24 protein-coding genes are annotated in these 23232 nt (G+C 71.5%); 12 read left to right on the top strand and 12 right to left on the bottom strand.

From position 1 onward, the window contains the following. Positions 1-2: 2 nt before the first annotated feature. Positions 3-482 (bottom strand): nitroreductase family deazaflavin-dependent oxidoreductase, encoded by a 480-nt coding sequence (locus BN159_RS24695; RefSeq protein ID WP_015659721.1) that lies wholly within the window; start codon positions 480-482, stop codon positions 3-5. After that, positions 479-1657 carry an acyl-CoA dehydrogenase family protein gene (locus BN159_RS24690; protein WP_015659720.1) on the bottom strand — a complete coding sequence of 393 codons (1179 nt, stop codon included), beginning with the start codon at positions 1655-1657 and terminating at the stop codon, positions 479-481. The genes BN159_RS24695 and BN159_RS24690 overlap by 4 nt, the downstream gene beginning before the upstream one ends. A 92-nt stretch (positions 1658-1749) precedes the next feature. Here BN159_RS24690 and BN159_RS24685 point away from each other — a divergent pair, with 92 nt between their 5' ends. Next, the gene (locus BN159_RS24685; RefSeq protein WP_015659719.1) at positions 1750-2898 is read left to right on the top strand and encodes a thiolase C-terminal domain-containing protein; all 1149 of its coding nucleotides are present in this window, start codon (positions 1750-1752) and stop codon (positions 2896-2898) included. 55 nt (positions 2899-2953) lie between these two features. Next, positions 2954-3874: a DUF6891 domain-containing protein gene (locus tag BN159_RS24680; protein WP_015659718.1), complete on the top strand. Its 921-nt coding sequence runs from the start codon at positions 2954-2956 to the stop codon at positions 3872-3874. A gap of 62 nt (positions 3875-3936) precedes the next feature. On the opposite strand, the gene BN159_RS24675 is transcribed toward BN159_RS24680, so the two are convergent. Further along, positions 3937-5133 (bottom strand): esterase-like activity of phytase family protein, encoded by a 1197-nt coding sequence (locus BN159_RS24675; RefSeq protein ID WP_106435791.1) that lies wholly within the window; start codon positions 5131-5133, stop codon positions 3937-3939. A gap of 129 nt (positions 5134-5262) precedes the next feature. On the opposite strand from BN159_RS24675, the gene BN159_RS24670 reads away from it, so the two are divergent. From BN159_RS24670 to BN159_RS24655, 3 genes are all read left to right on the top strand, one after another. After that, positions 5263-5922, top strand: a complete 660-nt coding sequence (locus tag BN159_RS24670; protein ID WP_015659716.1) for a pyridoxine/pyridoxamine 5'-phosphate oxidase — start codon at positions 5263-5265, stop codon at positions 5920-5922. A gap of 126 nt (positions 5923-6048) precedes the next feature. Then, positions 6049-6897 carry an esterase/lipase family protein gene (locus tag BN159_RS42925; protein ID WP_015659715.1) on the top strand — a complete coding sequence of 283 codons (849 nt, stop codon included), beginning with the start codon at positions 6049-6051 and terminating at the stop codon, positions 6895-6897. A 93-nt stretch (positions 6898-6990) separates the two neighbouring features. Further along, on the top strand, positions 6991-7446 hold the full coding sequence (locus BN159_RS24655) for a DUF4333 domain-containing protein (RefSeq protein WP_015659714.1): 456 nt from the start codon (positions 6991-6993) through the stop codon (positions 7444-7446). A 23-nt stretch (positions 7447-7469) separates the two neighbouring features. Here the strand turns inward: BN159_RS24655 and BN159_RS24650 are convergent, their stop codons facing one another. From BN159_RS24650 to BN159_RS24635, 4 genes are all read right to left on the bottom strand, one after another. Beyond that, positions 7470-8345 carry a GNAT family N-acetyltransferase gene (locus BN159_RS24650; RefSeq protein WP_015659713.1) on the bottom strand — a complete coding sequence of 292 codons (876 nt, stop codon included), beginning with the start codon at positions 8343-8345 and terminating at the stop codon, positions 7470-7472. An 87-nt stretch (positions 8346-8432) separates the two neighbouring features. After that, on the bottom strand, positions 8433-9032 hold the full coding sequence (locus tag BN159_RS24645) for a GNAT family N-acetyltransferase (protein WP_015659712.1): 600 nt from the start codon (positions 9030-9032) through the stop codon (positions 8433-8435). Between the two features lie 21 nt (positions 9033-9053). Next, on the bottom strand, positions 9054-9524 hold the full coding sequence (locus BN159_RS24640; RefSeq protein WP_015659711.1) for a Zn-ribbon domain-containing OB-fold protein: 471 nt from the start codon (positions 9522-9524) through the stop codon (positions 9054-9056). Further along, the gene (locus tag BN159_RS24635) at positions 9524-9970 is read right to left on the bottom strand and encodes a hypothetical protein (protein WP_015659710.1); all 447 of its coding nucleotides are present in this window, start codon (positions 9968-9970) and stop codon (positions 9524-9526) included. The genes BN159_RS24640 and BN159_RS24635 overlap by 1 nt, the downstream gene beginning before the upstream one ends. Positions 9971-10109: 139 nt before the next feature. On the opposite strand from BN159_RS24635, the gene BN159_RS24630 reads away from it, so the two are divergent. From BN159_RS24630 to BN159_RS24615, 4 genes are all read left to right on the top strand, one after another. Beyond that, positions 10110-10637, top strand: a complete 528-nt coding sequence (locus tag BN159_RS24630; protein ID WP_106435920.1) for a hypothetical protein — start codon at positions 10110-10112, stop codon at positions 10635-10637. A 151-nt stretch (positions 10638-10788) separates the two neighbouring features. After that, complete coding sequence (locus BN159_RS24625) at positions 10789-11982, top strand: flavin-containing monooxygenase (protein WP_015659708.1); 1194 nt, start codon at positions 10789-10791, stop codon at positions 11980-11982. A gap of 157 nt (positions 11983-12139) precedes the next feature. After that, positions 12140-14365 carry an acetate--CoA ligase family protein gene (locus tag BN159_RS24620; protein ID WP_015659707.1) on the top strand — a complete coding sequence of 742 codons (2226 nt, stop codon included), beginning with the start codon at positions 12140-12142 and terminating at the stop codon, positions 14363-14365. Between the two features lies 1 nt (position 14366). Continuing rightward, positions 14367-15188, top strand: coding sequence for an enoyl-CoA hydratase/isomerase family protein (locus BN159_RS24615; RefSeq protein WP_051113543.1), 822 nt, complete (start codon positions 14367-14369; stop codon positions 15186-15188). Here the strand turns inward: BN159_RS24615 and BN159_RS24610 are convergent. Next, positions 15173-16090 (bottom strand): hypothetical protein, encoded by a 918-nt coding sequence (locus BN159_RS24610; RefSeq protein ID WP_015659705.1) that lies wholly within the window; start codon positions 16088-16090, stop codon positions 15173-15175. The genes BN159_RS24615 and BN159_RS24610 overlap by 16 nt on opposite strands. Positions 16091-16187: 97 nt before the next feature. Here BN159_RS24610 and BN159_RS24605 point away from each other — a divergent pair, with 97 nt between their 5' ends. Both BN159_RS24605 and BN159_RS24600 read left to right on the top strand, forming a co-directional pair. After that, a complete protein-coding gene (locus BN159_RS24605) occupies positions 16188-16778 on the top strand; it encodes a flavin reductase family protein (protein WP_015659704.1) in 591 nt (196 codons plus the stop codon). A gap of 155 nt (positions 16779-16933) precedes the next feature. Next, on the top strand, positions 16934-18121 hold the full coding sequence (locus BN159_RS24600) for an LPXTG cell wall anchor domain-containing protein (RefSeq protein WP_015659703.1): 1188 nt from the start codon (positions 16934-16936) through the stop codon (positions 18119-18121). 21 nt (positions 18122-18142) lie between these two features. On the opposite strand, the gene BN159_RS24595 is transcribed toward BN159_RS24600, so the two are convergent. Next, a complete protein-coding gene (locus BN159_RS24595) occupies positions 18143-19453 on the bottom strand; it encodes an MFS transporter (protein WP_041821819.1) in 1311 nt (436 codons plus the stop codon). 71 nt (positions 19454-19524) lie between these two features. On the opposite strand from BN159_RS24595, the gene BN159_RS24590 reads away from it, so the two are divergent. Further along, complete coding sequence (locus tag BN159_RS24590) at positions 19525-20589, top strand: GlxA family transcriptional regulator (protein WP_015659701.1); 1065 nt, start codon at positions 19525-19527, stop codon at positions 20587-20589. Here the strand turns inward: BN159_RS24590 and BN159_RS24585 are convergent. The 3 genes from BN159_RS24585 to BN159_RS24575 are packed head-to-tail and all read right to left on the bottom strand — an operon-like array spanning position 20577 to position 23223. Beyond that, on the bottom strand, positions 20577-20987 hold the full coding sequence (locus BN159_RS24585) for a DUF6336 family protein (protein ID WP_015659700.1): 411 nt from the start codon (positions 20985-20987) through the stop codon (positions 20577-20579). The genes BN159_RS24590 and BN159_RS24585 overlap by 13 nt on opposite strands. Before the next feature lie 35 nt (positions 20988-21022). Next, positions 21023-22072, bottom strand: a complete 1050-nt coding sequence (locus BN159_RS24580) for a Zn-dependent alcohol dehydrogenase (protein ID WP_015659699.1) — start codon at positions 22070-22072, stop codon at positions 21023-21025. Then, positions 22072-23223 carry an acyl-CoA dehydrogenase family protein gene (locus tag BN159_RS24575; protein WP_015659698.1) on the bottom strand — a complete coding sequence of 384 codons (1152 nt, stop codon included), beginning with the start codon at positions 23221-23223 and terminating at the stop codon, positions 22072-22074. The genes BN159_RS24580 and BN159_RS24575 overlap by 1 nt, the downstream gene beginning before the upstream one ends. Positions 23224-23232 lie beyond the last annotated feature (9 nt).

Here is a 23232-nt window from a genome sequence, read left to right as displayed (position 1 = left end):
GTCTACGGCGAAGGCTTCCGTACGACCCTGAAGAGCCGGATCTCCCGCTCCACCCGCGCCTGATAGGTGGCGTACGGCGGCCAGAAGGCGAGCGCCGCCTTCCATACGGCCGCCCGTTCCTCGCCCTGGAGGAGCCGCGCGGTCACGGCGATGTCGGCGCCCTTCCAGCTGATCTCGGCGTCGGGGTGAGCGAGCAGGTTGGCGGTCCAGGCGGGATGTCCCGGCCGGCCGAAGTTGGAGCCGATCAGGATCCAGGTCCCGTTCTCCGGCTCCGGCATACAGGCGAGCGGGGTCCGCCGGGGCAGTCCGCTGCGGGCGCCGGTGGAGGTGAGGATCACCCCGGGCAACAACTGCGCGCTGAGCAGCACCCGGCCCCGGGTCAGCCGGTGCACGGCCCGGTCGAGCGCCGGGATCACATGCGGGGCGACCTTGGCGAAGCCGCGCGTCGAGGACACCTTCTGCACCATCCGCACGCCGATCACACCGTCACGTCCTTCGCCTCGAAGAGCCGTGCCACATCGGCCGCGTACGCCCGAAGCCGGTGCACGGGCCCGAACAGCAACTCATCACCTGCGGCCCGCTTGAAGTACAGCTGCACGTCGTGCTCCCAGGTGAACCCGATCCCGCCGTGCAGTTGGATCGCCTCGCCTGCGGCAGAGCGCAGGGCTTCCAGGGCTTGGGCGAGGGCCAGGGCGCCGATGCGGTCTTGAGGGAGACCCTCAACGGCCCACGCCGCGTAATAGGCGGCGGATCTCGCTGCCTGGACCTGGACGTAGACGTCGGCCAGGCGGTGCTTCACGGCCTGGAAGGAGCCGATCGGGCGGCCGAACTGTTCGCGTTGTTTCGCGTAGTCCACGGTCAGTTCCAGGGCTCGGTCGGCGGCTCCTACGGCCTCGCAGGACAGGACCGCGGCGGTGGTGTTCCCGAGGCGGGCGAGGGTGGCGGGGACATCGGCGTCCCCCTCCCCGAGCAACGTCGCCTCCACGTCGCGGAGTTGGAGTCGGGCCAGGGGGCGGGTGGCGTCGAGGGCGGTCCGGCGTACCCGGTGGAGTCCGGTGGCGCCCCCGGGGACCAGGAAGAGGTCGGTGCGGGGGCGGGCGTAGCCGCCGGTGTGGGCGGCCACCAGGAGGGTTCCGGCGGTGTGGCCGTCGAGGACGTGCTCGATCTCGCCGTACAGGCGCCAGCTGTCCCCCGATCGGCGGGCCTGGACGCCGCCCGCGCGCCCGCCTCCGGCCCAGTCCCCGCGGTTGTCGCCGGTCAGCGCCAGGCAGCGGGTGGGGGCGGCCAGGGTGCAGGTGAGGAGACCGTCGGCGATGTGGGGCAGGAGGTCGGCGCGCTGGGCTTCGGTGCCGAGGGCGAGGATCAGGGGGGCGGAGAGGGCCGCCGTGGCGAGGAAGGGGGTGGGGGCGAGTGCGCGGCCCAACTCCTCTGCCGCCAGGGCCAGTTCCGTCGCCGAGCAGCCTGCTCCGCCGTACGCCTCGGGCAGGGCAAGACCCGGCAGGCCGAGTTGGTCGGAAAGGGCGGTCCACAGGACCGGGTCGTGTCCGGCGGGACTGCCGACGGCGGCGCGCAACTCCTCCGGGCCGCACCGCTTGTGCAGCAGTTCGCGCAGAGTCCGGCGGATCTCGTTCTGTTCGGCGGTGAAACCGGCATCCATCGCTGCCCCTTCCCTCCGGATCTGACGGTCCGTCATATTAGGAGGGTCGGGTCCAGATGCACAGAGGGATGCATTGATGGGAGAGGCCGTTCATGACTGCCGGAAGCCGGAAAGTCGCCGTGGTCGGGGTCGCCCTCTCCGACTGTGGCCGGGTCGACGACGCGACCCCCTTCACCCTGCACGCCCAGGCGGCCCGCCGGGCCCTCGCGGACGCCGGTCTCGACCGCGCCCTGATCGACGGGTTCGCCTCGGCCGGCACCGGCGTCCTCGCACCGGTCGAGGTCGCCGAGTATCTGGGCCTGCGCCCGACCTGGGTGGACTCCACCTCGGTCGGCGGCGCGGCCTGGGAGGTCATGGCGGCCCACGCGGCGGACGCGATATCCGCGGGGCACGCGAACGCGGTCCTCCTGGCCTACGGCTCGACAGCCCGCGCGGACATCAGGGCGGGCCGCCGGACCGGGAACCTGTCCTTCGGCGCCCGCGGGCCCCTCCAGTACGAGGTCCCGTACGGCCACACCCTCATCGCCAAGTACGCGATGGCCGCGCGCCGCCACATGATCGAACACGGCACGACCGTCGAGCAGTTGGCCGAGGTCGCGGTGCAGGCCAGACAGCACGCGGCACGCAACCCCGAGGCGATGTTCCGCGACCCGATCACGGTCGACGACGTCCTGTCGGGGCCGATGATCGCCGACCCCTTCACCAAGCTGCACTGCTGCATTCGCTCAGACGGCGGCGCAGCCGTCCTGCTGGCGGCGGAGGAGTACGCCCGGGACTGCCGCACCGCGCCGGTATGGATTCTGGGCACCGGCGAACACGTCTCCCACGCCACGATGTCCGAGTGGGAGGACTTCACGGTCTCCCCGGCGGCCATCAGCGGACGCCTCGCCTTCGAACGGGCGGGCATCCGCCCCGCGGAGATCGACCTGGCCCAGATCTACGACGCCTTCACCTACATGCCCCTCGTCACCGTGGAGGACCTGGGCTTCTGCAAGAAGGGCGAGGGCGGCGCCTTCATCCAGTCCCGCGAACTGCCCATGAACACCGACGGCGGCGGGCTCTCGGCCCAGCACCCGGGGATGCGGGGCCTGTTCCTCCTGGTGGAGGCGGTCCGCCAGCTCCGGGGCGAGTGCGAGGCGCGGCAGGTGTTCACGCGTGCCGGTGAGTTGCCGCACCTCGCCGTGGCGTCGGGGACGGGCGGGTGGTTCTGCTCGTCGGGGACCGTCGTACTGGGGCGGTAGAGGCGATCACAGCCGACCCGGGCCGAATGTCAGAGGTGTGTGCCACAGTCTGCGCATGCTCGAAATCGTGGTCGAGGAAGAGAACCGGAGGCGGCACATCCGGCCGTCCGCCGAGGAACTGGCCGGGCTGGTCCGGCGCATAGGCGGCAAGGGGGACCAGTTCCTGGTGGTCCAGCAGATACCGGACCTCCCCGACGTCTACATCCAGGTCTGGCACGAGACCGGTGGCGACTACACCCTGGAGCACCGCGCCGGTTCCGCCGACCGGCACTTCCAGACGTCGCCCGACGACCCCGAGACCGTGATCGCGGCGATCACCGGCTGGGCGCACCATCGGCCCGGATGGGACGGCGGCGGTCTGAGCTGGTCCCCGCTGGACCTGGGCCCCGAGCCCAAGGTGCCGCCGCTCACCCTCGCCGACGACGATCGCGAGGCGCTGGAGGACCGTGTCCGTGAGGCGCTGGACGGTGGCTACGCCACCCGTGCCGAGCTGGCCGAACTCGCCGAGGAGTATCTGGTGACCGGCCGCCGCCGGCCCGTCTCGCCGGAGCAGGCGCGGGCCCTGGCCGACCGGCTGTGGCTGGAGCGCGTGGCGGAACAGGTCACCTGGCAGGGCGAGACCGACCCCGAGCGCCTCACCCGCGCCTTCACCGCACTCCGGGCCGCCGGAATCACCGCCCGCGAGAACTTCACCTGCTGCCGCAGCTGCGGCCAGTCCGAGATCCGCGACGCCGGCGAGCCCGACGCCCGCGGTTACGTCTACTTCCACAGCCAGTGCACGGATTCCGCCGCGGCGGGCCAGGGCCTGATGCTCCTCTACGGCGGCTTCGACAACTCCCCCGACACCACGGCGGCCATCGGCCACGAGATCGTGACCGCCCTCGAAGCAGCGGGCCTGCGCACCGACTGGAACGGCGACACCCACGAGGCCATCACCGTCACGCCCCTGGACTGGCGGCGCCGCCTGATCGGCTAGGACCGCGGCAAGCCAGGCAGGGCCGGCCTCGGTTCTTCGGCCGAGGCCGGCCCGTCCGTGGCCTAGAAGAACGCGCGCGGGTCCGCGTGCAGGCGCTCGTCGAGGCGGATGGTGATGAACTCGTTGTTGTCCGCCTTGCCCGCCGTACGGCCGGAGGAGAAGGGGAAGTTGTTGTCGTTCAGGACGGCGAGGGTGCGGTCGTCCAGGAGCGTGACGTCCTCGATCGTCTGGAACGGGAAGGTGAAGGTCTCGCCGAAGCCGCCGAGCTTCTTGGGGTTCGCGAGGTTCATGAGGTCGGCGACGAGGGTCTTGTCCATGACGCCGTCGTGATCGCGGTCGCGGGTGTCGGCGAGATAGATCCGCTTGACCTTGGCCGTCTCGCCCTGGCCGCCGTCCCGCTCGATGACGAGGAAACGGTGCTTGTCGACGGCGATGGCGTCGCCTATGGCGTGCGCCGGGGACTCCAGGCGGTACGTCCAGCGCTTGCCGGTGTACTGGCCCGACTTCAGGTCGAACTGGTTGAAGCGCAGGTCACCGGGGGTGTCACCGGAGACGGTGCCCTCCAGCAGCGGGTACAGGTACCGCCCGTCCACGGAGCGGGCCATGCCCTCGAAGCCCTTGCTGCCACCGAGGTTGGGCGTGCCACCGTTGAGGAACGGGTTCTCCGGCGCCTTCACGCCCTCCAGGGAGATCGGGGCTTCCAGGAGCTTGCCGGTGGGCGAGAAGTGCAGCAGGAACGGGCCGAACTCGTCCCCGAGCCAGAGGGTGCCGTCGTAGGACCGCACGATCGACTCGACGTCGAAGTCGGCGCCGGTGAGGGTGCGGTCGGCGCGGGTGAGCGGGAACGGCACCTTGTGGTCAGGGTCGGTGAGGTTGAAGCCGCCGAGCACCTTGACCTGGCCGGTGCGGGTGTCCGACTTGACGCGGTGCACGCGCAGCAGGAAGTCGGCACTGTTGGCCTTGGCGCCGTAGCCGTTGTCCGAGAGCACGTCATAGGTGCCGTCGTGCCGGTTCACGACGCCGCTGAAGCCCTGCACGGGCTGGTCGGCGAAGGGCGCGGCGATGCCGTTGAACGGCCCGGCGCCTATCGCCGCCCCGGACGGCTCGCTGCCCGGCACGAAGGTCTCCGCCGGAAGGGCGGCCCAGCCGGTGAGGGTGGCCTGCCCGAAGTCGTCCCCGCGCTCACCGGCGAGGGCGGCGGGCGCCGTGAGTCCGGCGGTCAGCGCGACGGCGCTGAGCATGATCGAGAGTCTTCTCATGGCGGGCACGGTAGGGACACCTGATGACGCGCCGGACAACGGCAGGCGACGTCGGCCGGTGCGGATCGGGTACCCGTCCGCCGTGGTGGTGAACCGGAACCGGCACCCGCCGCGTCCGACAATCGGTGCATGGAACTTCATGAGCTGCTGAGGTCGCTGCGGGTATGGGCTCCGGAGGTGACCGCGCTGTCGCCGTTCGACCCCGAGGCGGCGCCCGACGAACCGTTGCCGCTGTTCACGGCGTGGTTCGCGGACGCGGTGGCGGCGGGGCAGACCGAGCCGCACACCATGTCGCTGGCGACCTCGGACGAGGCGGGCCGGCCGGACGTACGGACCGTGATGCTGCACGGCGCCGACGCAGACGGCTGGTCCTTCGCGACCCATGTGACCAGCCGCAAGGGCAGGCAGCTCAGCGCCCGCCCGTACGCGGCCCTCGGCTTCTACTGGCCGGTGCTGGGGCGGCAGGTGCGGGTGCGCGGGCCGGTCACCGCGGCCCCGTCCACGCAGAGCCAGGCCGATCTGCACGCCCGCTCGACCGGCGCGCTGGCGGCGGCCCTGACCGGCCGCCAGAGCGAAGTACTCGGCTCCCTGGCCGAGTTGGAGCGCGTCTCGGCCGAGTCCTGGGCCCACGCCCAGCGCGAACCGGCCGCCCCCGTCCCCACCTGGACCCTCTACCGCCTCCGCCCGGAGGAGGTGGAGTTCTTCCAGGGCGAGGAACGGCGCCGGCACGTACGGCTGAACTACCGGCGTGCGGAGCCGGGTTGGGTCCGGGAGCTGCTCTGGCCCTGATGCTCCGTTCGGGTTCCTGACGGACGACTTTTGTGGGTCGAACGACCGGCACACCTCGCGGCCAGGCATAACTACCGTGCCGAGAGGCCGAACGTTCTCGGCCACACTCAATCACGGGGAATCGTCATGCAGAGGCTTCGGAGGCGGCTCACGCTGCTTCTTTCCGTGGTGCTGGCCACGGTCATCACCATGTTCACGGTCACGCCGGCCGGCGCGGCGCCGTCCCGGTCGAACGGGGACGAGAACCGGGTCGTCTTCGTTCACGGATACGCTCCGGACGGCAGCCACGACTGCGCCGAATACTTCCGCACTGCCCGTAAGCACTTCGCGAACAACGGGTGGGAGGGGAACCTGCTCACGTTCGGCTACTACGACCAGAACAGCAATTGCTCGTACAAGTACCGAGGGACGCGTTCCACGGACCTCAAGACGGTGGCCAAGGCGTTCGCGAACTGGGTCAACAGGTACTACACGGACAACAACAAGAAGATCGACGTCGTCGCGCACTCCATGGGCGGTCTCGTAGTCCGCGCCGCGATCTACTACACCAACAGGCACGCTTCGGGCTTCCCGGACAAGCTCTACATCGAGGACGTCGTCACGCTCGGCACCCCGCACGGCGGAACCAACTGGGGCAACGTCTGCGCCACCTGGCAGCAGTGCCGGGACATGAAGCCGGGCAGCACGTTCCTGGACAACCTCCCGTCAACCATGCCCAACTCCCAGATCGGCACCGACTGGACCACCGTCTCGTCGGTCGACGACGGAATCGTCTCCGAGACGTCCGGCATCGCCGGCACCGCGGATCACGAGGTCCAGTACGACGACGGCATCGGCCACAACGAACTCCGCACCATCAGCTCCGGATCGTGGTACGGCCGGATCAAGTACTCCACCACGTGGACCAGTTGGCACGACCGCATCTCTCCCGTGAAGCAGGCTCGCCTGGCCGTGTACTACCACAGCACGACCTGATCTCCACGGACAACCCGGCACAAGGGGGGTGCGGTCGTCGAGCACAGGGCGACCGCACCCCTTTTGACTCACCGTCATGAACAAAGGGAGAGAATGTTGCGCACGCGGTACAACAGGGTCGCGGCCACGGCGGCAATGGGCGCGCTGACGGTGCTTCTCGCCACCGGATGCTCCTTCAGCATCGGCAACGCGGAGGAGAAGGACGAGCCCACGGCGTCCGAGAGCGCGGCCGCCCCCGAGGAAGAGCCGACGGCCGAGGAGCAGCCGACCGGTGAAGCCCCTTCGGCGCCCGAGAACGAGGGCGTCAACGAAGGCGGGGCCGTCCACAAGGCGCGCGTCGCGCAGACGATCGCCGACAAGCTCGCCGCGGACACCGGCCGACGTCCCGACAAGGTCACCTGTCCCGAGCACCTCCCCGCCCGGGTCGGCGCCACGATCCGCTGCGAGCTCACTGCGGGAAGCGACATCCTCGGTGTCACCGTGACCGCCACCGCGGTCAACGGCAAGCAGGTCAACTACACGTTCAAGGTCGACGACAGCGCCCGGTGAACCCAGGGCCGGCGGCCCGTCGTTCACCGATCGGCGCCGCCGGAGAAGTCGTACACCTCGAAATCCGCCACCGCCCGGTAGCCGAGCCGCTGGTAGAGGACGTTGCTGGTGTTGTTGGACAGGTCCGTGAAGAGCAGGACCTCCTCGGCGCCGGAGCGGACGGCGGCGCGGCTGACCTCGACCGTCACCGCTCCGGCGTAACCGCGTCCGCGCAGGTGGGAGGGGGTGTAGACGGGGGCGATCCGGACCTGGCCGGCGACCATCGGGGTCACCCCGCACATGGAGACAGGGGTGCCGTCCGGGTCCTCCCAGAAGGTGATGCCGCCGTAGCCGATGCGGTGGTCGGCCCAGGCGTCCAGGTCACCGGCCGCGTGGTCGCCGACGCTCTCCACGAACTCGCCGTACCACTTGATCAGTTGGTCCCGGTCCTTCTCGCCCGCCACCCGCGCGGCGCCCGCCGGCACCGGCTGCGGCATCATCAGCATGCCGAGCCGGTACAGGCGTTGCCGCTGGCGCAGGGCCGCCGTCGCACCGGTGTGGCGCTGCCAGGAGCGGACGAATCCGGCGGAGGTCTCGCGGGTGCCGATGATGCCGGGCACCGGGTGGCCGACGGCGACCAGATGGGCGGCGAGGGCGTCGGTCTCGTCGGCGGTGAGCGGGGTGACGTTCAGCCGGTAGGGCGGGGTGCGGAAGTACGCTCCGCGCACCTGGCCGTCGCGTTCCATCACCCCGAACACGGGCGGCTCGTCACCGCCGTAGGCGTTCAGCCCGCGCATCCGCAGGGACTCGGTGACCGTCAGGGCGACGGTGTGCAGATCGGGGCGCGACCGCAGGAAGCCTCCCGCGTGGGAGAGGAAGCGGTCGAGGTCTTCGGTGACGTACCAGTCGTCCGAGCGCATGTCTCATGATCCCGCGTCTGTACGGGACTTGGCCATGCCTTGTCGGGGTGAACGCACGGCCGTCACATCGACGCGACGGCAACTCCTCTACACCGGGTCCGGCTCGGGGTCGCCGGCCAGCCGGGCGTGCAGATGCATGTCCCGGTACGCGTCATGGCGGCCCGCCTCCCACATCGCGCCCCTGAGGGTGCCCTCGTAGGGGAAACCGCAGCGCTCGGCGATGCGGCAGGAGGAATCGTGCCCGACCGCGTGGTCGAGTTCCAGTCGGTGCAGGCCCAGATCGGTGAGCGCCCAGCGCGCGGCGAGGAGGAGTGCGCGGGTGGCGATTCCCCGGCCGCGCTCCTCGGGCAGGACCCAGTATCCGACGCGCGCTGTGTTCATCACACGGTTGGTGACGTTGACGCCGAGATGCCCGAGCGGCCGCCCGGTGTCCGCGTCCGCGATGCAGTACGGCGCCGCCGTTCCCTCCGCCGCGGACCGCGCCGACGCTCTGATCTGCTCCCGGGCGCTGTCCGCGTCGGTGGTGAAGCTCAGCGGGGTGTTCCAGCGGGCGAACTCCGGGTCCGTCCGCCCGCGCAGCCACGCCTCGACATCCGCCTCCGACTCCGGGTCCCAGGGGCGCAGCCACAGGTCCTGGGCGCGCAGATCGGGAAAGGGGGCCGTGTGGTGCCGATCATCGAGAGCCATGAGGCCATTGAAACCGGTCGCTCACACGTTCGCGGGCATCTGACGGCTCGAGGGCGACCGACGGCTTCGCGGCCGGAACACCGGCACCCCGTCCCGGAACCCCGCCTCCAGTTCCATCCCGGACCGCAGCGGTGCCTCGCCGGCCGCCCCGGTCCACTCAACGATCTCCGTCATCATCCGCGGGCCCTCGGCGAGGTCGACCACGGCGGCGACGTACGGGGTGCGCTCCCCGAAGGGCGGCAGGTCGTTGCGGTGGACGACCGACCAGGTGTAGAGCGCGGCCCGGCCGCTCGCGGTCTCCCAGCGGACGTCCTCGCTCCAGCAGTACGGGCAGAACTCCCGCGGGTAGTGATGCGCCCGGCCGCAGCTCCCGCAGCGGCGGATCAGCAGCCGCCCCTCGGCCGCCGCGTCCCAGTAGGGGCGGCTGAAAGCGTCGGGTTCGGGCAGGTCGAAGCGGGCGGGATGACGGCCGTTTTCCGGGCCGCGCGTCATCAGAACAGCCCCAGCGCGTCGTCCAGCGACCAGGTCTGCCAGGACATGCCGAACAGCGCGACCGTCGAGATCAGCGCCATCATCGAGTTCTGGCCCTGTTCCGCCCAGTCGTGGATCATCAGCGCGAAGTAGACGCCGTTCAGCAGCAGCCCGGCGACCAGGGCGACCGGGGTGAGGAATCCGGCGATCAGGCCGAGCCCCAGGGCGAGTTCGGCGTAGGCGACGACGTACGCCATGGTCTTCGGCCTGGGTGCGACGACCACGTCGAAGCCGGAACGCACCGCGTTCCAGCGGTGCTTGGCGGCCACGTCCGCCGCCCAGGCGATGCCGCCGCCCTCGAACCACGTCTTCTTGTCCTTGTGCCGCCAGCTCTCCAGCCACCACAGACCGAGGCCTATGCGGAGCACGGCCAGCCATTCCGCGCCACTGAGCCAGATCGTGTCCATGGATCTGACGGTACGTCAGATGGTTCGGGCCCGGAAGGGGGCAGCAGCCTGTGCACCCGCCTTCCGACACCTCGCTGACGGTCTCGGCGCCGTGGCGCTGCACGAGGCTGTATGCCCGGCTCGCCCTATTATGATCGGCATGCACGCCGCGCCGCCCGTCCTGGTCCATCTGGACAGCCCGTTCATCAACTTCCGTGACTTCAAGTTCGCGGAGTCCTCCGCCCACGGCTATCGCTGGATCGACCTCAAGCGCTTCCGCCTGCCGTCCGCGGCGCCCGAGGACCACGCCCTGCTGGCCGCCCTGATCGCCCACCCGCAGTTCCGTGACACCTACGACGGCAGCGGCGTCCTGGACTGGCCCCGGCACGGCCAGTGGCGGCTCGACCGCATCACCCCCGACGCCTATCGCCGCGTCGACGCGGCGGCGGCCGGCGCGGTCATCCGCACCTGGGCCGACCAGCACGGCCCGGTCCCCCAGGCCCTCACCCAGCGCATCCAGGAACAGGTCCACAGCCCGATCACCACGGCCACCAGCACCTACCTCCTGGGCCCCCTCCCCGAGGACGCCCGCCACGACTACGGCCCCGTCCACATCGACTTCCACGAACTGATCCTCATCGACCGCCCCGCCAAGACCCTGACCTTGGTGGTGGCGGCGGACGACTAGGGCCTGTCCAGTGCCCCCCTCCCCCGAAAGCCCACAACCAGACGTCGTACGTCACCAGTCCCACACACCTCTCCTACAGGCGTGATCAATCCGCAATCAATTCCGGTCTTGACCGAGACCCATCAACGGGGTCCGTGATTACGCTCGCGCTATGGACGACTCCACAGCGCACTCCCCGGCCGGACCGGACCGCCCGGTGTACGTCATCGGCGGCGGTCCCGGCGGGCTCGCCGTCGCGTACGCCCTGCGCGCCCGGGGCATACGCGCCGTCGTCCTGGAGAAGTCCGACCGTGTCGGCGCCTCCTGGCGCGGCCACTACGACCGGCTGCACCTGCACACCACCCGCCGGCTGTCGGGCCTGCCCGGCCTGCCGATGCCACGGCGGTTCGGGCGCTGGGTGTCCCGGGACGACGTGGTGCGCTACCTGGAGAAGTACGCCGAGCACCACGAGCTGGAGATCGTCACCGGCGTGGAGGTCTCCCGCGTCGACCGCGCCACCGACGGCCGGGGCTGGCTGCTGCACGCCACCGGCGGCCGTGAGCTGACCGGCGCCGCGGTGGTCGTCGCCACCGGCTACAACCACACTCCCCGGCTCCCCGACTGGCCCGGCCGCGAGACGTACACCGGCGAGCTCCTGCACGCCTCCGCCTACCGCAACCCCCAGCCCTACGCCGGCCGTGACGTCCTGGTCGTCGGCGTCGGCAACACCGGCGCCGAGATCGCCGTCGACCTGATCGAGGGCGGCGCCTCCCGGGTACGGCTCGCGGTGCGCACCGCCCCGCACATCGTGCGCCGCTCCACGGCCGGCTGGGCCGCCCAGTACTCGGGCGTGCTGTGCCGGCGGCTGCCGGTCGGCCTGGTCGACCGGCTCTCCCGCCCGCTGGCCAAGCTCAGCGTGCCCGACCTGTCGGCGCAGGGGCTGCCCCGCCCGGACACCGGCCTGTACAGCCGGGTGCTCGAAGGGGCCGTCCCGGTGCAGGACGTCGGCCTGATCGACGCCGTCCGCGCGGGCCGGGTCGAGGTCGTGGCCGCCGTCGACGGCTTTGACGACGGCAAGGTGGCCCTCGCCGACGGCACCCTCATCGAGCCGGACGCCGTCGTCGCCGCCACCGGATACGTCCGCGCCCTGGAGTGCCTCGTCGGCCATCTCGACGTCCTCGACACCCGTGGGAAGCCCGTCGTGCACGGCGCCCGCACCCCGTCCCACGCCCCCGGCCTGTACTTCACCGGCTTCACCAACCCCATCAGCGGCATGCTCCGGGAACTGGCCATGGACGCCGAGAAGATCGCGAAGGCCGTGGTGAAGCAGGGCGCCGACCGGGTGTCCAGGCTGCCCGTCACCTGAGAACCCCGAAGGCGAGGAACCCGAGCGCCCGAGGCCGAGGAGCACCGGAACCGGTTCGTCCGTCAACTTTGCCTGCACAGCCGTTCCTGACGGCGTGTCAGTTCAGTAATCTGACACTGCGTCAGTTAATCGCTGTCACACAGGAGCGGGCGGACCGATGCTTGGATCAACCCACGGCACCCTCACCACCGACTCCCGCCGGGCCCGGGTCATCGCCTGCGGCGAGCAGCCCGGTCCCGCCGTCCACGGCCGGCCGGCCGAGGTCGACGATCTCGACGTCAGCGGGCGTCCGCTGTACTCCGACGTACCCGATCTGGACCGCTTCTTCCGGCCCGAGTCGGTCGCCGTGATCGGTGCCTCGGACACCGAGGGCCGGCCCAACACCGGCGTCACCCGGCAACTGCTCGCCTGGTCCGAGCGGGTCGGCGCCCGGCTCCATCCGGTGCATCCGAGCCGCTCCGCCGTCTTCGGCATCCCCTGCTCCCCTTCCGTCGCCGACCTGCCCGAGCCGGTCGATCTCGCGGTGCTGCTGGTCGCCGACCCCCTTCCGTTGATCGAGGAACTGGCCGAGGCCAAGGTCCGGTTCGCGGTCGTCTTCGCCTCCGGGTTCGCGGAGACCGGCGCGGAGGGCGCCGCCGCGCAGGAGCGGCTGGCCGCGGCCGTCGGGCGGTCCGGGATGCGGCTGCTCGGCCCCAACACCAACCTGAACGCCTTCGAGGAGTTCCGCAGCGACCTCGAAGGACCGGCCATCGCCCTGATCACCCAGTCCGGGCACCAGGGCCGGCCCGTCTTCGCCCTCCAGGAACTCGGCGTCCGCCTCTCCCACTGGGCGCCGACCGGCAACGAGGCCGACCTGGAGACCTCCGACTTCCTCTCCTACTTCGCCGAGCGCCCCGAGGTGGGCGCCATCGCCTGCTACGTGGAGGGCCTGAAGGACGGCCGCTCCTTCCTACTGGCCGCCGACCGGGCGGCCCGCCGCAAGGTGCCCGTGGTCGCGGTCAAGGTCGGCCGCACCGAGACCGGCGCCCGCACCGCCGCCTCCCACACCGGCAAACTGACCGGCGCCGACACGGTGGTGGACGCGGCGATGCGGCAGTACGGCGTGATCCGCGTCGACGGGCTCGACGAACTCCAGGACACCGCCACCCTGTTGGCCCGCGCCCGGCCGCCGCGTGCCGACGGGGTCGTCGTCTATTCGATCTCGGGCGGCACGGGCGCGCACTTCGCGGACCTGGCGACCGAGGCCGGGCTGCGGCTGCCTGCGCTGTCGGAGGCCAAGCAGGCCGAGCTGCACCAGTGGATACCGGAGTATCTGAGCGTGGCCAACCCGGTCGACAACGGCGGCCATCCGGTGGGCGACTCGCGCGGCCGGAAGATCATCGACGCGATTCTCGACGACCCGTCGGTGGGCGTCCTGATCTGCCCGGTCACCGGGCCCTTCCCGCCGCTCAGCGACCGGCTGGTGCGGGACCTGGTCGACGCTGCCGAGCACACCGACAAGCTGGTCTGCGTGGTGTGGGGTTCGCCGGTCGGCACCGAACCCGCCTACCGCGAGGTCCTGCTGGGCTCCTCCAGGGTGGCCACCTTCCGTACGGTCGCCAACTGCATCACCGCCGTCCGCGCCTACCTCGACCACCACCGCTTCGTCACCGGCTACCGCTCCCCCTTCGACCACGCCCCGCGCACCCCCTCGCCCTCCTTCCGCAAGGCCCAGGCCCTGATGCGCCCAGGGCAACAGCTGAGCGAGCACGCGGCGAAGCAACTGCTGCGGGCGTACGGCATTCGCGTACCGCGCGAACAGCTGGTGACCAGTGCGGCGGCGGCCGTCCGGGCGGCGGGTCTGGTCGGCTACCCGGTGGTGATGAAGGCGTCCGGCGCCCGGATCGCGCACAAGACAGAGCTGGGCCTGGTCAAGGTCGGCCTCACCTCGGCCAGCCAGGTCCGCGACGCCTACCGGGAGCTGACGGACATCGCCCGCTACGAGGACGTCTCCCTGGACGGCATCCTGGTCTGCCAGATGGTCGAGCGGGGCGTCGAGATGGTCGTCGGGCTCACCCATGACGAGCTGTTCGGGCCGACCGTGACGGTCGGGCTCGGCGGGGTGCTGGTCGAGGTGCTGCACGACACCGCCGTAAGGGTGCCGCCCTTCGGGGAGGAGCAGGCCCAGGACATGCTCCACGACCTGCGCGGGCGGGCCCTGCTCGACGGGGTCAGGGGGCGGCCCCCCGCGGACACGGACGCGCTCGTCGAAGTGGTCCTGCGGGTGCAGCGCATGGCGCTGGAGCTGGGGGACGAGCTCGCGGAGCTGGACATCAACCCGCTGATGGTGCTGGAACAGGGGCAGGGCGCGGTGGCGCTGGACGCGCTGGCGGTGTGTCGTTGACATGTCCGATTCCCCCCGTGTGCCCGGAAGTTCCGTGGATTCATTGGTACAGCACGCCACTGACAATCAGGTCTGCCGCATCACCCTCAACCGCCCCGAGGCCCTCAACGCCCTCACCCCTGACCAGCGGGAACGCATCATCGACCTGCTCGCCGGGGCGTCAGAGGACGCGGAGGTGCGGGCGGTCGTCCTGACCGGAACCGGCCGTGGTTTCTGCGCGGGCGCGGATCTGCGGACGGGGGCGGCCCTGAGGAAACCGGCGGCGGGTGATGTCGCCCGTACGCTCCGCCTCGGTGCCCAGCGTCTCGTCGCCGCCGTCCTCGACTGCGAGAAACCGGTGATCGCCGCCGTGAACGGCACGGCGGCGGGGCTCGGCGCGCATCTGGCCCTCGCCTGCGATCTGGTCCTGGCCGCCGAATCGGCCCGGTTCATCGAGGTGTTCGTCAGACGGGGTCTGGTCCCCGACGGCGGCGGCGCCTATCTCCTGCCCCGGCTGATCGGACCCCAGCGGGCCAAGGAGCTGATGTTCTTCGGCGACGCGCTGTCGGCGGCGGACGCCGAGCGGCTCGGGCTGGTCAACCGGGTCGTCCCGGACGGGGAGTTGGCGAAGACGGCCCGGGAGTGGGCCGAGCGGCTGGCGGGCGGTCCGACCCGGGCCCTCGCCCTGACCAAGCAGCTCGTCAACGCCTCCCTCGACAGCGACCGGGCGACCGCGTTCGCGGCGGAGGCGGCGGCGCAGGAGATCAACATGACGACGCAGGACGCCCGGGAGGGCGTGGCGAGCTTCGTGGAGCGGAGGAGTCCTCGCTACGAGGGCCGCTGACGCTCCAGGATCCACAGTTCACCCGCGTCCGGGTCGCCGAACAGCACGAACAGCTCGGGTTCGCTCTCGGTGCCGCCGATCACCCAGTACGTGTCCAGTCCGCACCCGTCGGCGGGCCGCAGCGCGACACCGTCCCGGTCCCAGTTGGTGTCCTCCCGCTCCAGGGACCAGGTGCCGGTGCCGTCGCACACGGCGAACTGCCGATCGTCCGTCCAGTCGTCGATCGAGGTCTCGGTGGGCAGCTCGGTGAGTTCCGCCCTGCCGTCCGGGTGCAGCCGCAGCACCGCCCCGTCGGCGCCTCGCCAGACACCGGTGACCTGCGCGGCGGAGAGCACGGGAGGCTCGTACCCCTTGATCAGCCCCGCGGCCGACGCCGCCGCGCCGCCGATGCCGACCAGCACGAAGAGCGCGAAGGAGGCCAGCCCCGAAGAGAGCCAGATGCCCCAGAACCCCCACCGGGGTCGGCTGTGGACATACGTCATGGCGAAGGCGGGGAGGATGCCGACGCCGCCGAACAGCAGGGCGTTGGTGAGGAAGGGCCAGTCCCACAGCGCGGTGGTCAGTGCCGCCCAGCCGACGCCGAGCAGCACCGAGCACAGCACGTGCCAGGCCCAGCGTGGCCCACGCGTGTGTGCGGCGACGAGCCCGGCCAGTCGTGCCGCGGGCACGGCCTGCACCATCGCCTGGACGAGCCCGAGCACGGGCAGCACCAGCGGCGCGAAGATCAGCACGCAGGCGATGCCGAGCGAGTTGAACCCGCGGCCGTAGGTGTCGCCGGACATGTCCGCGATCCACCAGGCCAGCCAGATCGGCGGAATCTGCCCGGCGGCCACCGCTGCGGCCGCGTAAAGCTCCCGCAACCTGTAGTTCTCGCGGTCCTTCGGTCCGTTTCCCCACCCCATGCGCGCAGCGTACGCACGCGTGTCCGGCGCCCTCGCACAGGGCTTCCCATCTGACGCACCGTCAGCTTCAATGAAAGGCGTGATGGGACACGCAGGGATGGCCGCAGCAGCCGTCCGCTACCTCAGGTCCGCGCCGGCTCCCGCCGACGCCCCGCGCGTGGAGCCGCTGCCGCGGCCGGAGTTGCGGTGTGTCGGCGAGGACGAGCGGGCGCCGGTGAGCCAGGCCGAGTTCCGCCGGGTGCTCGGGAACTTCGCGACGGGCGTGACCGTTGTCACCTCACCCGCCACCGAAGGCGAGCCCTCCCCCGCCGGTTTCGCCTGCCAGTCCTTCTCCTCCCTCTCCCTCGACCCACCCCTGGTCTCCTTCATGGTCGGCCGTACGTCGACGACCTGGCCGCGCATCGCCCGCGCTGGCGTCTTCTGCGTCAACGTCCTCGGGGCTCAACAGGGCGAGCTGTGCCGTGGCTTCGCGGTCAGCGGCGGCGACAAGTTCGCCGGGGTCGCCCACGACGCGGCACCGGTCTCCGGCTCCCCGCGCCTGGAGGGCGCCCTCGCCTGGATCGACTGCACGGTCCACGCCGTGCACACCGGCGGGGACCACCTCATCGTGGTCGGCCGGGTGGACGCCCTCGGGGCGGCCGAGGGGGATGCGGCGCCGCTGCTGTTCCATCGGGGCCGGTTCCTCTGAGCCCTGCGCTTCCTCGCGGCCGATCCCTCCGGGTTCTCCTGTCCCGTCGTACAACCCTCGGCGTCCTCCAGGTGTCCAGGACATGACCAGGCGGCAATCCGCCGTTCCGGTCCTGTCCGTCCGCCGTATCGAGTCGCCGTACCGAGGAGACCCCCGTGCGTCTGCACCTTGGCCGTTCGTCGGCCCTCGTGGCCGCCGCCGCGATCGTCGCCGCAGTACCCGCAGCCGTCGCCCCGGCGGCCCACGCCGAGGAGACCGCGCCCGAGCTGACGGTCTCGACGCTGCCGAGCGCCGCACCGAAGCCGGGTGAGGTGTACGACCGGACGGTCACCGTGACCAACAACGGCACGGCGCCCGCGGAGGGCGTCGCCTTCCGGATCCGGCTGACACGTGGCCTGGACTTCCCCGAGCAGGTCGAGGGCTGCGTCTACTCCACCGTCGGAGACCAGGTCCGCCAGGCGCTGTGCGAGCTGGACGCGGTCGTCGAACCCGGCGGCACGCTCACCACCCCCGTACGTTTCAAGGCCCTGCCGCACGCCCTGATGGAGGCCGTGGAGTACGGCACGAGCGCCACCGGCGAGGCGCCCGGCGAGGGCTTCTCCGACAGCTACCGGCGGCTGACCCTGGAGGCCGACAGCTCGGCCGATCTCGTGGCGGTCGGCGAGTACACCGAGGCGCTCGCCGGCGACGGCCAGTCGGTCACGGCGACCCTGCGCAACGACGGCCCCGGCTGGATCCAGAACCAGGTCAGCGACGATCTGCCCGGCCTGCTGGTGACCATCCCGCCCGGCGCCACCGCCACCAAGGTCCCCGAGGACTGCTCGCCGTTCCACATCGACGGCCCGAGCGGCCCGCCCGTGCCCGGCAAGCCCCGGTACGTCTGCTGGCCCGAGGACGGCACGCTCGATGTGGGCGAGGAGCACCTGTACACGTTCACGCTGAAGTTCGCGGAGACCGCCGAGGACACCAAGGGCGAGGTGAAGGCGAGTTCCGTCTACGACATCACGCCCGCGTACGACAAGAACCTCGCCAACAACACGGACTTCATCCGCATCGACTTCCCGAGCGACTACGAGCCGGAGCCGACGCCGACCCCCAGCGCCTCCGCCTCCGCCTCCCCCACCCCGGGTGACGGCGGCAACGAGCACGAGGGCCAGGCGGCGGGCGGCACCGGTACGACGCCGACCGCGACCCCGACGGCCACCGCCGAAGCGCCCGCCGGCAACCTCGCGAGCACCGGCTCCGACGGCACCCCGCTCCTCGCGGGCGCCGCTGCCGCCGCTGCGGCCCTGGGTGGCCTGCTGGTTCTGGCGGTCCGTCGCCGTCGTACCGCCAACAGCTAGACGCCGTCGTACCGCCGGCAGCTAAGCGACGGCCAACGCCGGAGCGGGGCGCCTGCGGATGACCAAGGCCATCAGGGCCGCCGCCGCGCACAGCGCGCCCGACGCGTACCAGACGACGTCGTAGGACCCGAAGACGTCCCGCGCGACCCCGCCGAGGAAGGCGACCAGCGCGGCGCCCACCTGGTGGGAGGCGAGGACCCAGCCGAAGACGATCGCGCTGTCCTCGCCGTAGTGCTCCCGGCACAGGGCGACGGTGGGCGGGACGGTGGCGACCCAGTCGAGGCCGTAGAAGACGATGAAGAAGATCATCGGCGGGCGCACGCTCGGCGCGAGCAGCATCGGCAGGAACAGCAGGGAGATGCCGCGCAGGGCGTAGTACACCGCGAGCAGTCTGCGGGCCTCGTAGCGGTCGGTGAACCAGCCGGAGGCGATGGTGCCGACGACGTCGAACACACCGATGACCGCGAGCAGGGAGGCGGCGGCCTGGACCGGCATGTGGTGGTCGTGGGCGGCGGGCACGAAGTGGGTCTGGATCAGGCCGTTGGTGGAGGCGCCGCAGATCGCGAAGGTCCCGGCGAGCAGCCAGAAGGGGCCGGTGCGGGCAGCGTCGAACAGGACCCGCACGGCACGGCGGGCGGCGCCCGTCGCGGGCGGCGGCTTCGGTACGAACTCCTTCGCGCCGTACGGCTTCAGACCCACGTCGGCCGGGTGGTCGCGCAGCAGCAGCCAGACGAAGGGGACGACCGCTAGGGCGGCGAGGGCGACAGTGACGGCGGCCGGGCGCCAGTCGTGCTTGTCGACCATCCAGGACAGCACGGGCAGGAAGATCAGCTGTCCGGAGGCGGAGGCAGCGGTGAGGATGCCGGTGACCAGGCCGCGCCGTTCGGTGAACCAGCGGTTGGTGACCGTGGCGGCGAAGGCCAGCGCCATGGAGCCGCTGCCGAGGCCGACCAGCAGGCCCCAGCACAGCATGAGCTGCCAGGCCGCCGTCATCCAGTAGGTGAGCCCGGAGCCGATCGCGATCACGGTCAGCGCGACCGCGACCACCTTGCGGATGCCGAACCGGTCCATCAGCGCCGCCGCGAAGGGCGCGGTCAGTCCGTAGAGGGCGAGGTTGACGGAGACCGCGGCGCTGATCGTGCCCCGGGACCAGCCGAACTCCTCGTGCAGCGGGTCGATGAGCAGTCCCGGCAGGGAGCGGAAGGCGGCGGCGCCGATGATCGTCACGAAGGTGACGGCGGCGACGAACCAGGCGCGGTGGATGCGGCGCTTGCGGCGGGCCTGGGTGTCCTGGGTGTCCGCCGCGGTCGCGGCCTCGGTTGTCTGGGTCACGACATCGAGGATCGCGTCCGGAATCGATCGCATCGAGTGGCCGGAAGGACAGCATTCGTTAGGATCGGGCCATGAGCAGTGTCCCGGAGCCGCCCGCGTACCGTCCGCATCGTGTCGTCGTGCTCGCCCTCGACGGCCTGCTCCCCTTCGAGCTGGGCATCCCGCACCGCATCTTCGGCCGCCCCAAGGACTCCGCGGGCCGCCCGCTGTACGAGGTGCTGACCTGCTCGATCCGGCCACCGGGCCCGGTCGTCACCGACGCCGACTTCGCCGTCATGGTCGAGCACGGCCCCGAACTGCTGGCCACCGCCGACACGGTGATCGTCCCGGCCTCCTACGAACTGGGCCCGGTCTTCGAGCGCGGAGTGCTCACCGAGGAGCTGGCCACCGCGCTGGCCCACATCCGCCCCGGCACCCGGCTCGCCTCCATCTGCACCGGCGTCTTCGTCCTGGCCGCCGCCGGATTCCTGGACGGCCGCCGCGCCACCACGCACTGGGCGGAGACCGACCATCTCCAGCGCCTGTTCCCGGAGATCGACGTCGACCCGGACGTGCTCTTCATCGACGACGGCGACGTCCTGACCTCGGCGGGCGTCGCCGCCGGGCTCGACCTGTGCCTGCACATGGTCCGCCGCGACCACGGCACCGCCGTGGCCAACGAGATCGCCCGCCGTACGGTCGTACCCCCGCACCGCGACGGCGGCCAGGCGCAATACATCCACCGCCCGGTCCCCGATCCGCAGCAGTCGACGACGACCGGCGCCCGGGCCTGGGCGCTCGGCCGCCTGCACGAGCCGATCCAACTGCGGGACATGGCGGCGCAGGAGGCCATGTCGGTGCGGACCTTCACCCGCCGCTTCCGCGAGGAGGTCGGCATCAGCCCCGGCCAGTGGCTCGCCCAGCAACGCGTGGAACGCGCCCGCCACCTGCTGGAGTCCACCGCCCTGTCCGTGGACCAAGTGGCCCAGGACGCGGGCTTCGGTACGGCACAGTCGATGCGCCAGCACTTGCAGGCGGCACTCGGGGTGACGCCTACGGCTTACCGGCGGACGTTCCGCGCCGAAGGTGTGCAGGCAGCGGAGGGCGTGCGGGCGACCGGGGACGTGCGGGCGGCCGCGGCCCGTCAGTCGCCGTAGATCCAGCTGTCGTAGGACGCCTGGTCGACCAGGCCGGCGATGGTGACACCGGCAAGGCCCACGATCAGGCCGAGCAGGCCGATCCGCACGAAGGCGGGGCCGACGAGGGTGGCCGAGGCGGACTGAGTGGTGATCGTCCCCCAGTCACGGAACCGACGGATGTCGTCGCGGCACAGCAGCCAGAAGAGCAGTCCGAAGACAAGGAAGCCCGCGCCGAAGATCAGCATGAGACCGCCGAACACCCCGAAGAACTCCTCCCGGTCGTGATGATCGCCGACGAAGAGCAGGCAGGCGGCGAGCAGCAGGGCGGCGAAGAGCCCGAAGAGCGAGCCGCGCAGCAGGACGTCTCGCAGCCGCAGGCGCGGCGTGATCACGCCGTCTTCGTCCAGGGTCGTCATGGCGGCACCCTAACCGAGCGGCGGAACAGGGCCGTTCAGAAGGTGAGCACCGCCCGTGCCACCCGTCCCGCCTCCGCGTCGGCCGCCGCCTTCTCGAAGTCCTCCACCGGGTAGGTCCTGGTGACCAGTTCGTCGAGCAGCAGTCGGCCCTCGCGGTACAGGTCGGCGTAGAGGGCGATGTCGCGTTGGGGGCGGGAGGAGCCATAGCGGCAGCCGAGAATGGACTTGTCCAGGTAGAGGGTGGAGACGCGGAAGGACGCCTCGGCTTTGGCCGGTGGGACGCCGAGGAGGATCGCCTGGCCGTGGCGGTCGAGGAGGTCGATCGCCGCACGGATCAGCTCGACGCGGCCGACGCACTCGAAGGCGTGGTCCGCACCGTTGGGCAGCAGCTCCCGCACCCCTTCCGTCGAGGTCAGGAAGTCGGTCGCGCCGAAGCGGCGGGCCACTTCCTCCTTCGCCGGATTGGAGTCGACGGCGACGATGCGCAGGGCACCCGCTATCCGCGCGCCCTGAATGACATTGAGCCCGATTCCCCCCGTACCGATCACCACCACGCTCTCGCCTCGGTCCACCCGTGCCCGGTTGAGCACGGCCCCCACACCGGTCAGCACCCCGCATCCGATCAACGCGGCGGACGCCGGCGGAAGTTCCCCGGGGATCCGGACCGCCTGCACTGCTTTGACCACCGTGCGCTCGGCGAACGCGGAGTTGGCGGCGAACTGGTACACCGGCCGCCCGTCCCGCGTGAAGGGCTGCCCCGGCCGCCCGATCGCCTGCCGACACATGGTCGGCCGCCCCCGGTCGCACTCGGCGCACGCACCGCAGTTGGCGAGGGTCGACAGCGCCACGTGGTCCCCGGGCCCGACATGGGTGACCCCGGCTCCCACGGACTCCACCACCCCGGCACCCTCGTGGCCCAGCACCACAGGAACGGGGAAGGGTATGGTCCCGTCCACCACGGACAGATCGCTGTGGCACAGCCCCGCCGCCGAGATGGCGACCCGCACCTCGCCGGGCCCCGGTTCGCGCACCTCCAGATCGTCCACGACCTCGGTCCGCTTGCCGTCGAACAGCACTCCGCGCATCAGACGACCCCCTTGGGCTCCCTGGGCAGGCCGAGCACCCGCTCGGCGATGATCGTGCGCTGGACCTGATCCGAGCCGCCATAGATGGTGTCGGCCCGGGAGAAGAGGAACAGCTGCTGGAACGGGTCGAGTTCGTAGGGCGCGGTGGGCGTCCAGTCGGCCGGACCGACCGCCGCCCCCGCGCCGCGCACCTGCACCGCCAGCTCCCCGAGCCGCTGATGCCACCCGGCCCACAGCAGCTTCGCCGCGCTCGCGGCGCCCGCGTCCCCGCCACCGCCCAGGGTGCGCAGGGCGTTCCAGCGCATCGTGCGCAGCTCGGCCCACTGCCGGACGATGCGGTCCCGTACAACGGGATCCGCTGCGGCGCCGGTCTCGACGGCCGTCCGCACGACCTGCTCCAACTCCCGTGCGAAGCCGATCTGCTGGGCGAGCGTGGACACCCCGCGCTCGAAGCCGAGCAGGCTCATCGCCACCCGCCAGCCGTTGCCCTCCCCGCCGACGACGTGCTCCACGCGCGCGTGGGCGCCGTCGAAGAAGACCTCGTTGAAGTCGCTGGTGCCGGTCAGCTGCCGGATGGGGCGGACGTCGATGCGGCCGGGCTGGTCCATGGGCACGAGCAGGAAGCTCAGTCCGTGGTGGCGGCGCGATCCCGGTTCCGTGCGGGCCAGGACGAAGCACCAGTCCGCCTCGTGGGCGAGCGAGGTCCAGATCTTCTGCCCGGTGACGCGGTACACGCCCGTGGCGTCCCGCGCGGCCACCGTTCGTACGGCGGCCAGGTCCGACCCGGCGCCGGGCTCGCTGTAGCCCTGGCACCACAGCTCCTCCCCGGCGGCCACCGGGGGCAGGAAGCGCGCCTTCTGCTCCTCGGTGCCATGAGCGAACAGCGTGGGTGCCAGCAGCTTCTCCCCGATGTGCCCCGACCGCGGGGGCGCGCCGGAGCGGACGTACTCCTCTGCCCAGGCGACCTGTTGGGTGAGCGTGGCGGTCCGGTTTCCGCAGCCGCTCTCGGGCCAGGAGAGGCCGATCCAGCCCGCCGCGCCCAGGGTCCGTTCCCAACTGCGGCGGTCCTGTGCCGAATCGGCGTGCGCGGCGAGCCAGGCCCTGGCCTCCGCGCGGAACGCCTCGTCCTCGGCGCTGAATCCGAAGTCCACGAGAAAGTC

Origin of the sequence: Streptomyces davaonensis JCM 4913 (assembly GCF_000349325.1) — a bacterium.
GTDB classification, from domain to species: Bacteria; Actinomycetota; Actinomycetes; order Streptomycetales; family Streptomycetaceae; genus Streptomyces; species Streptomyces davaonensis.
This window is presented reverse-complemented; position numbering and strand designations above follow the sequence as displayed.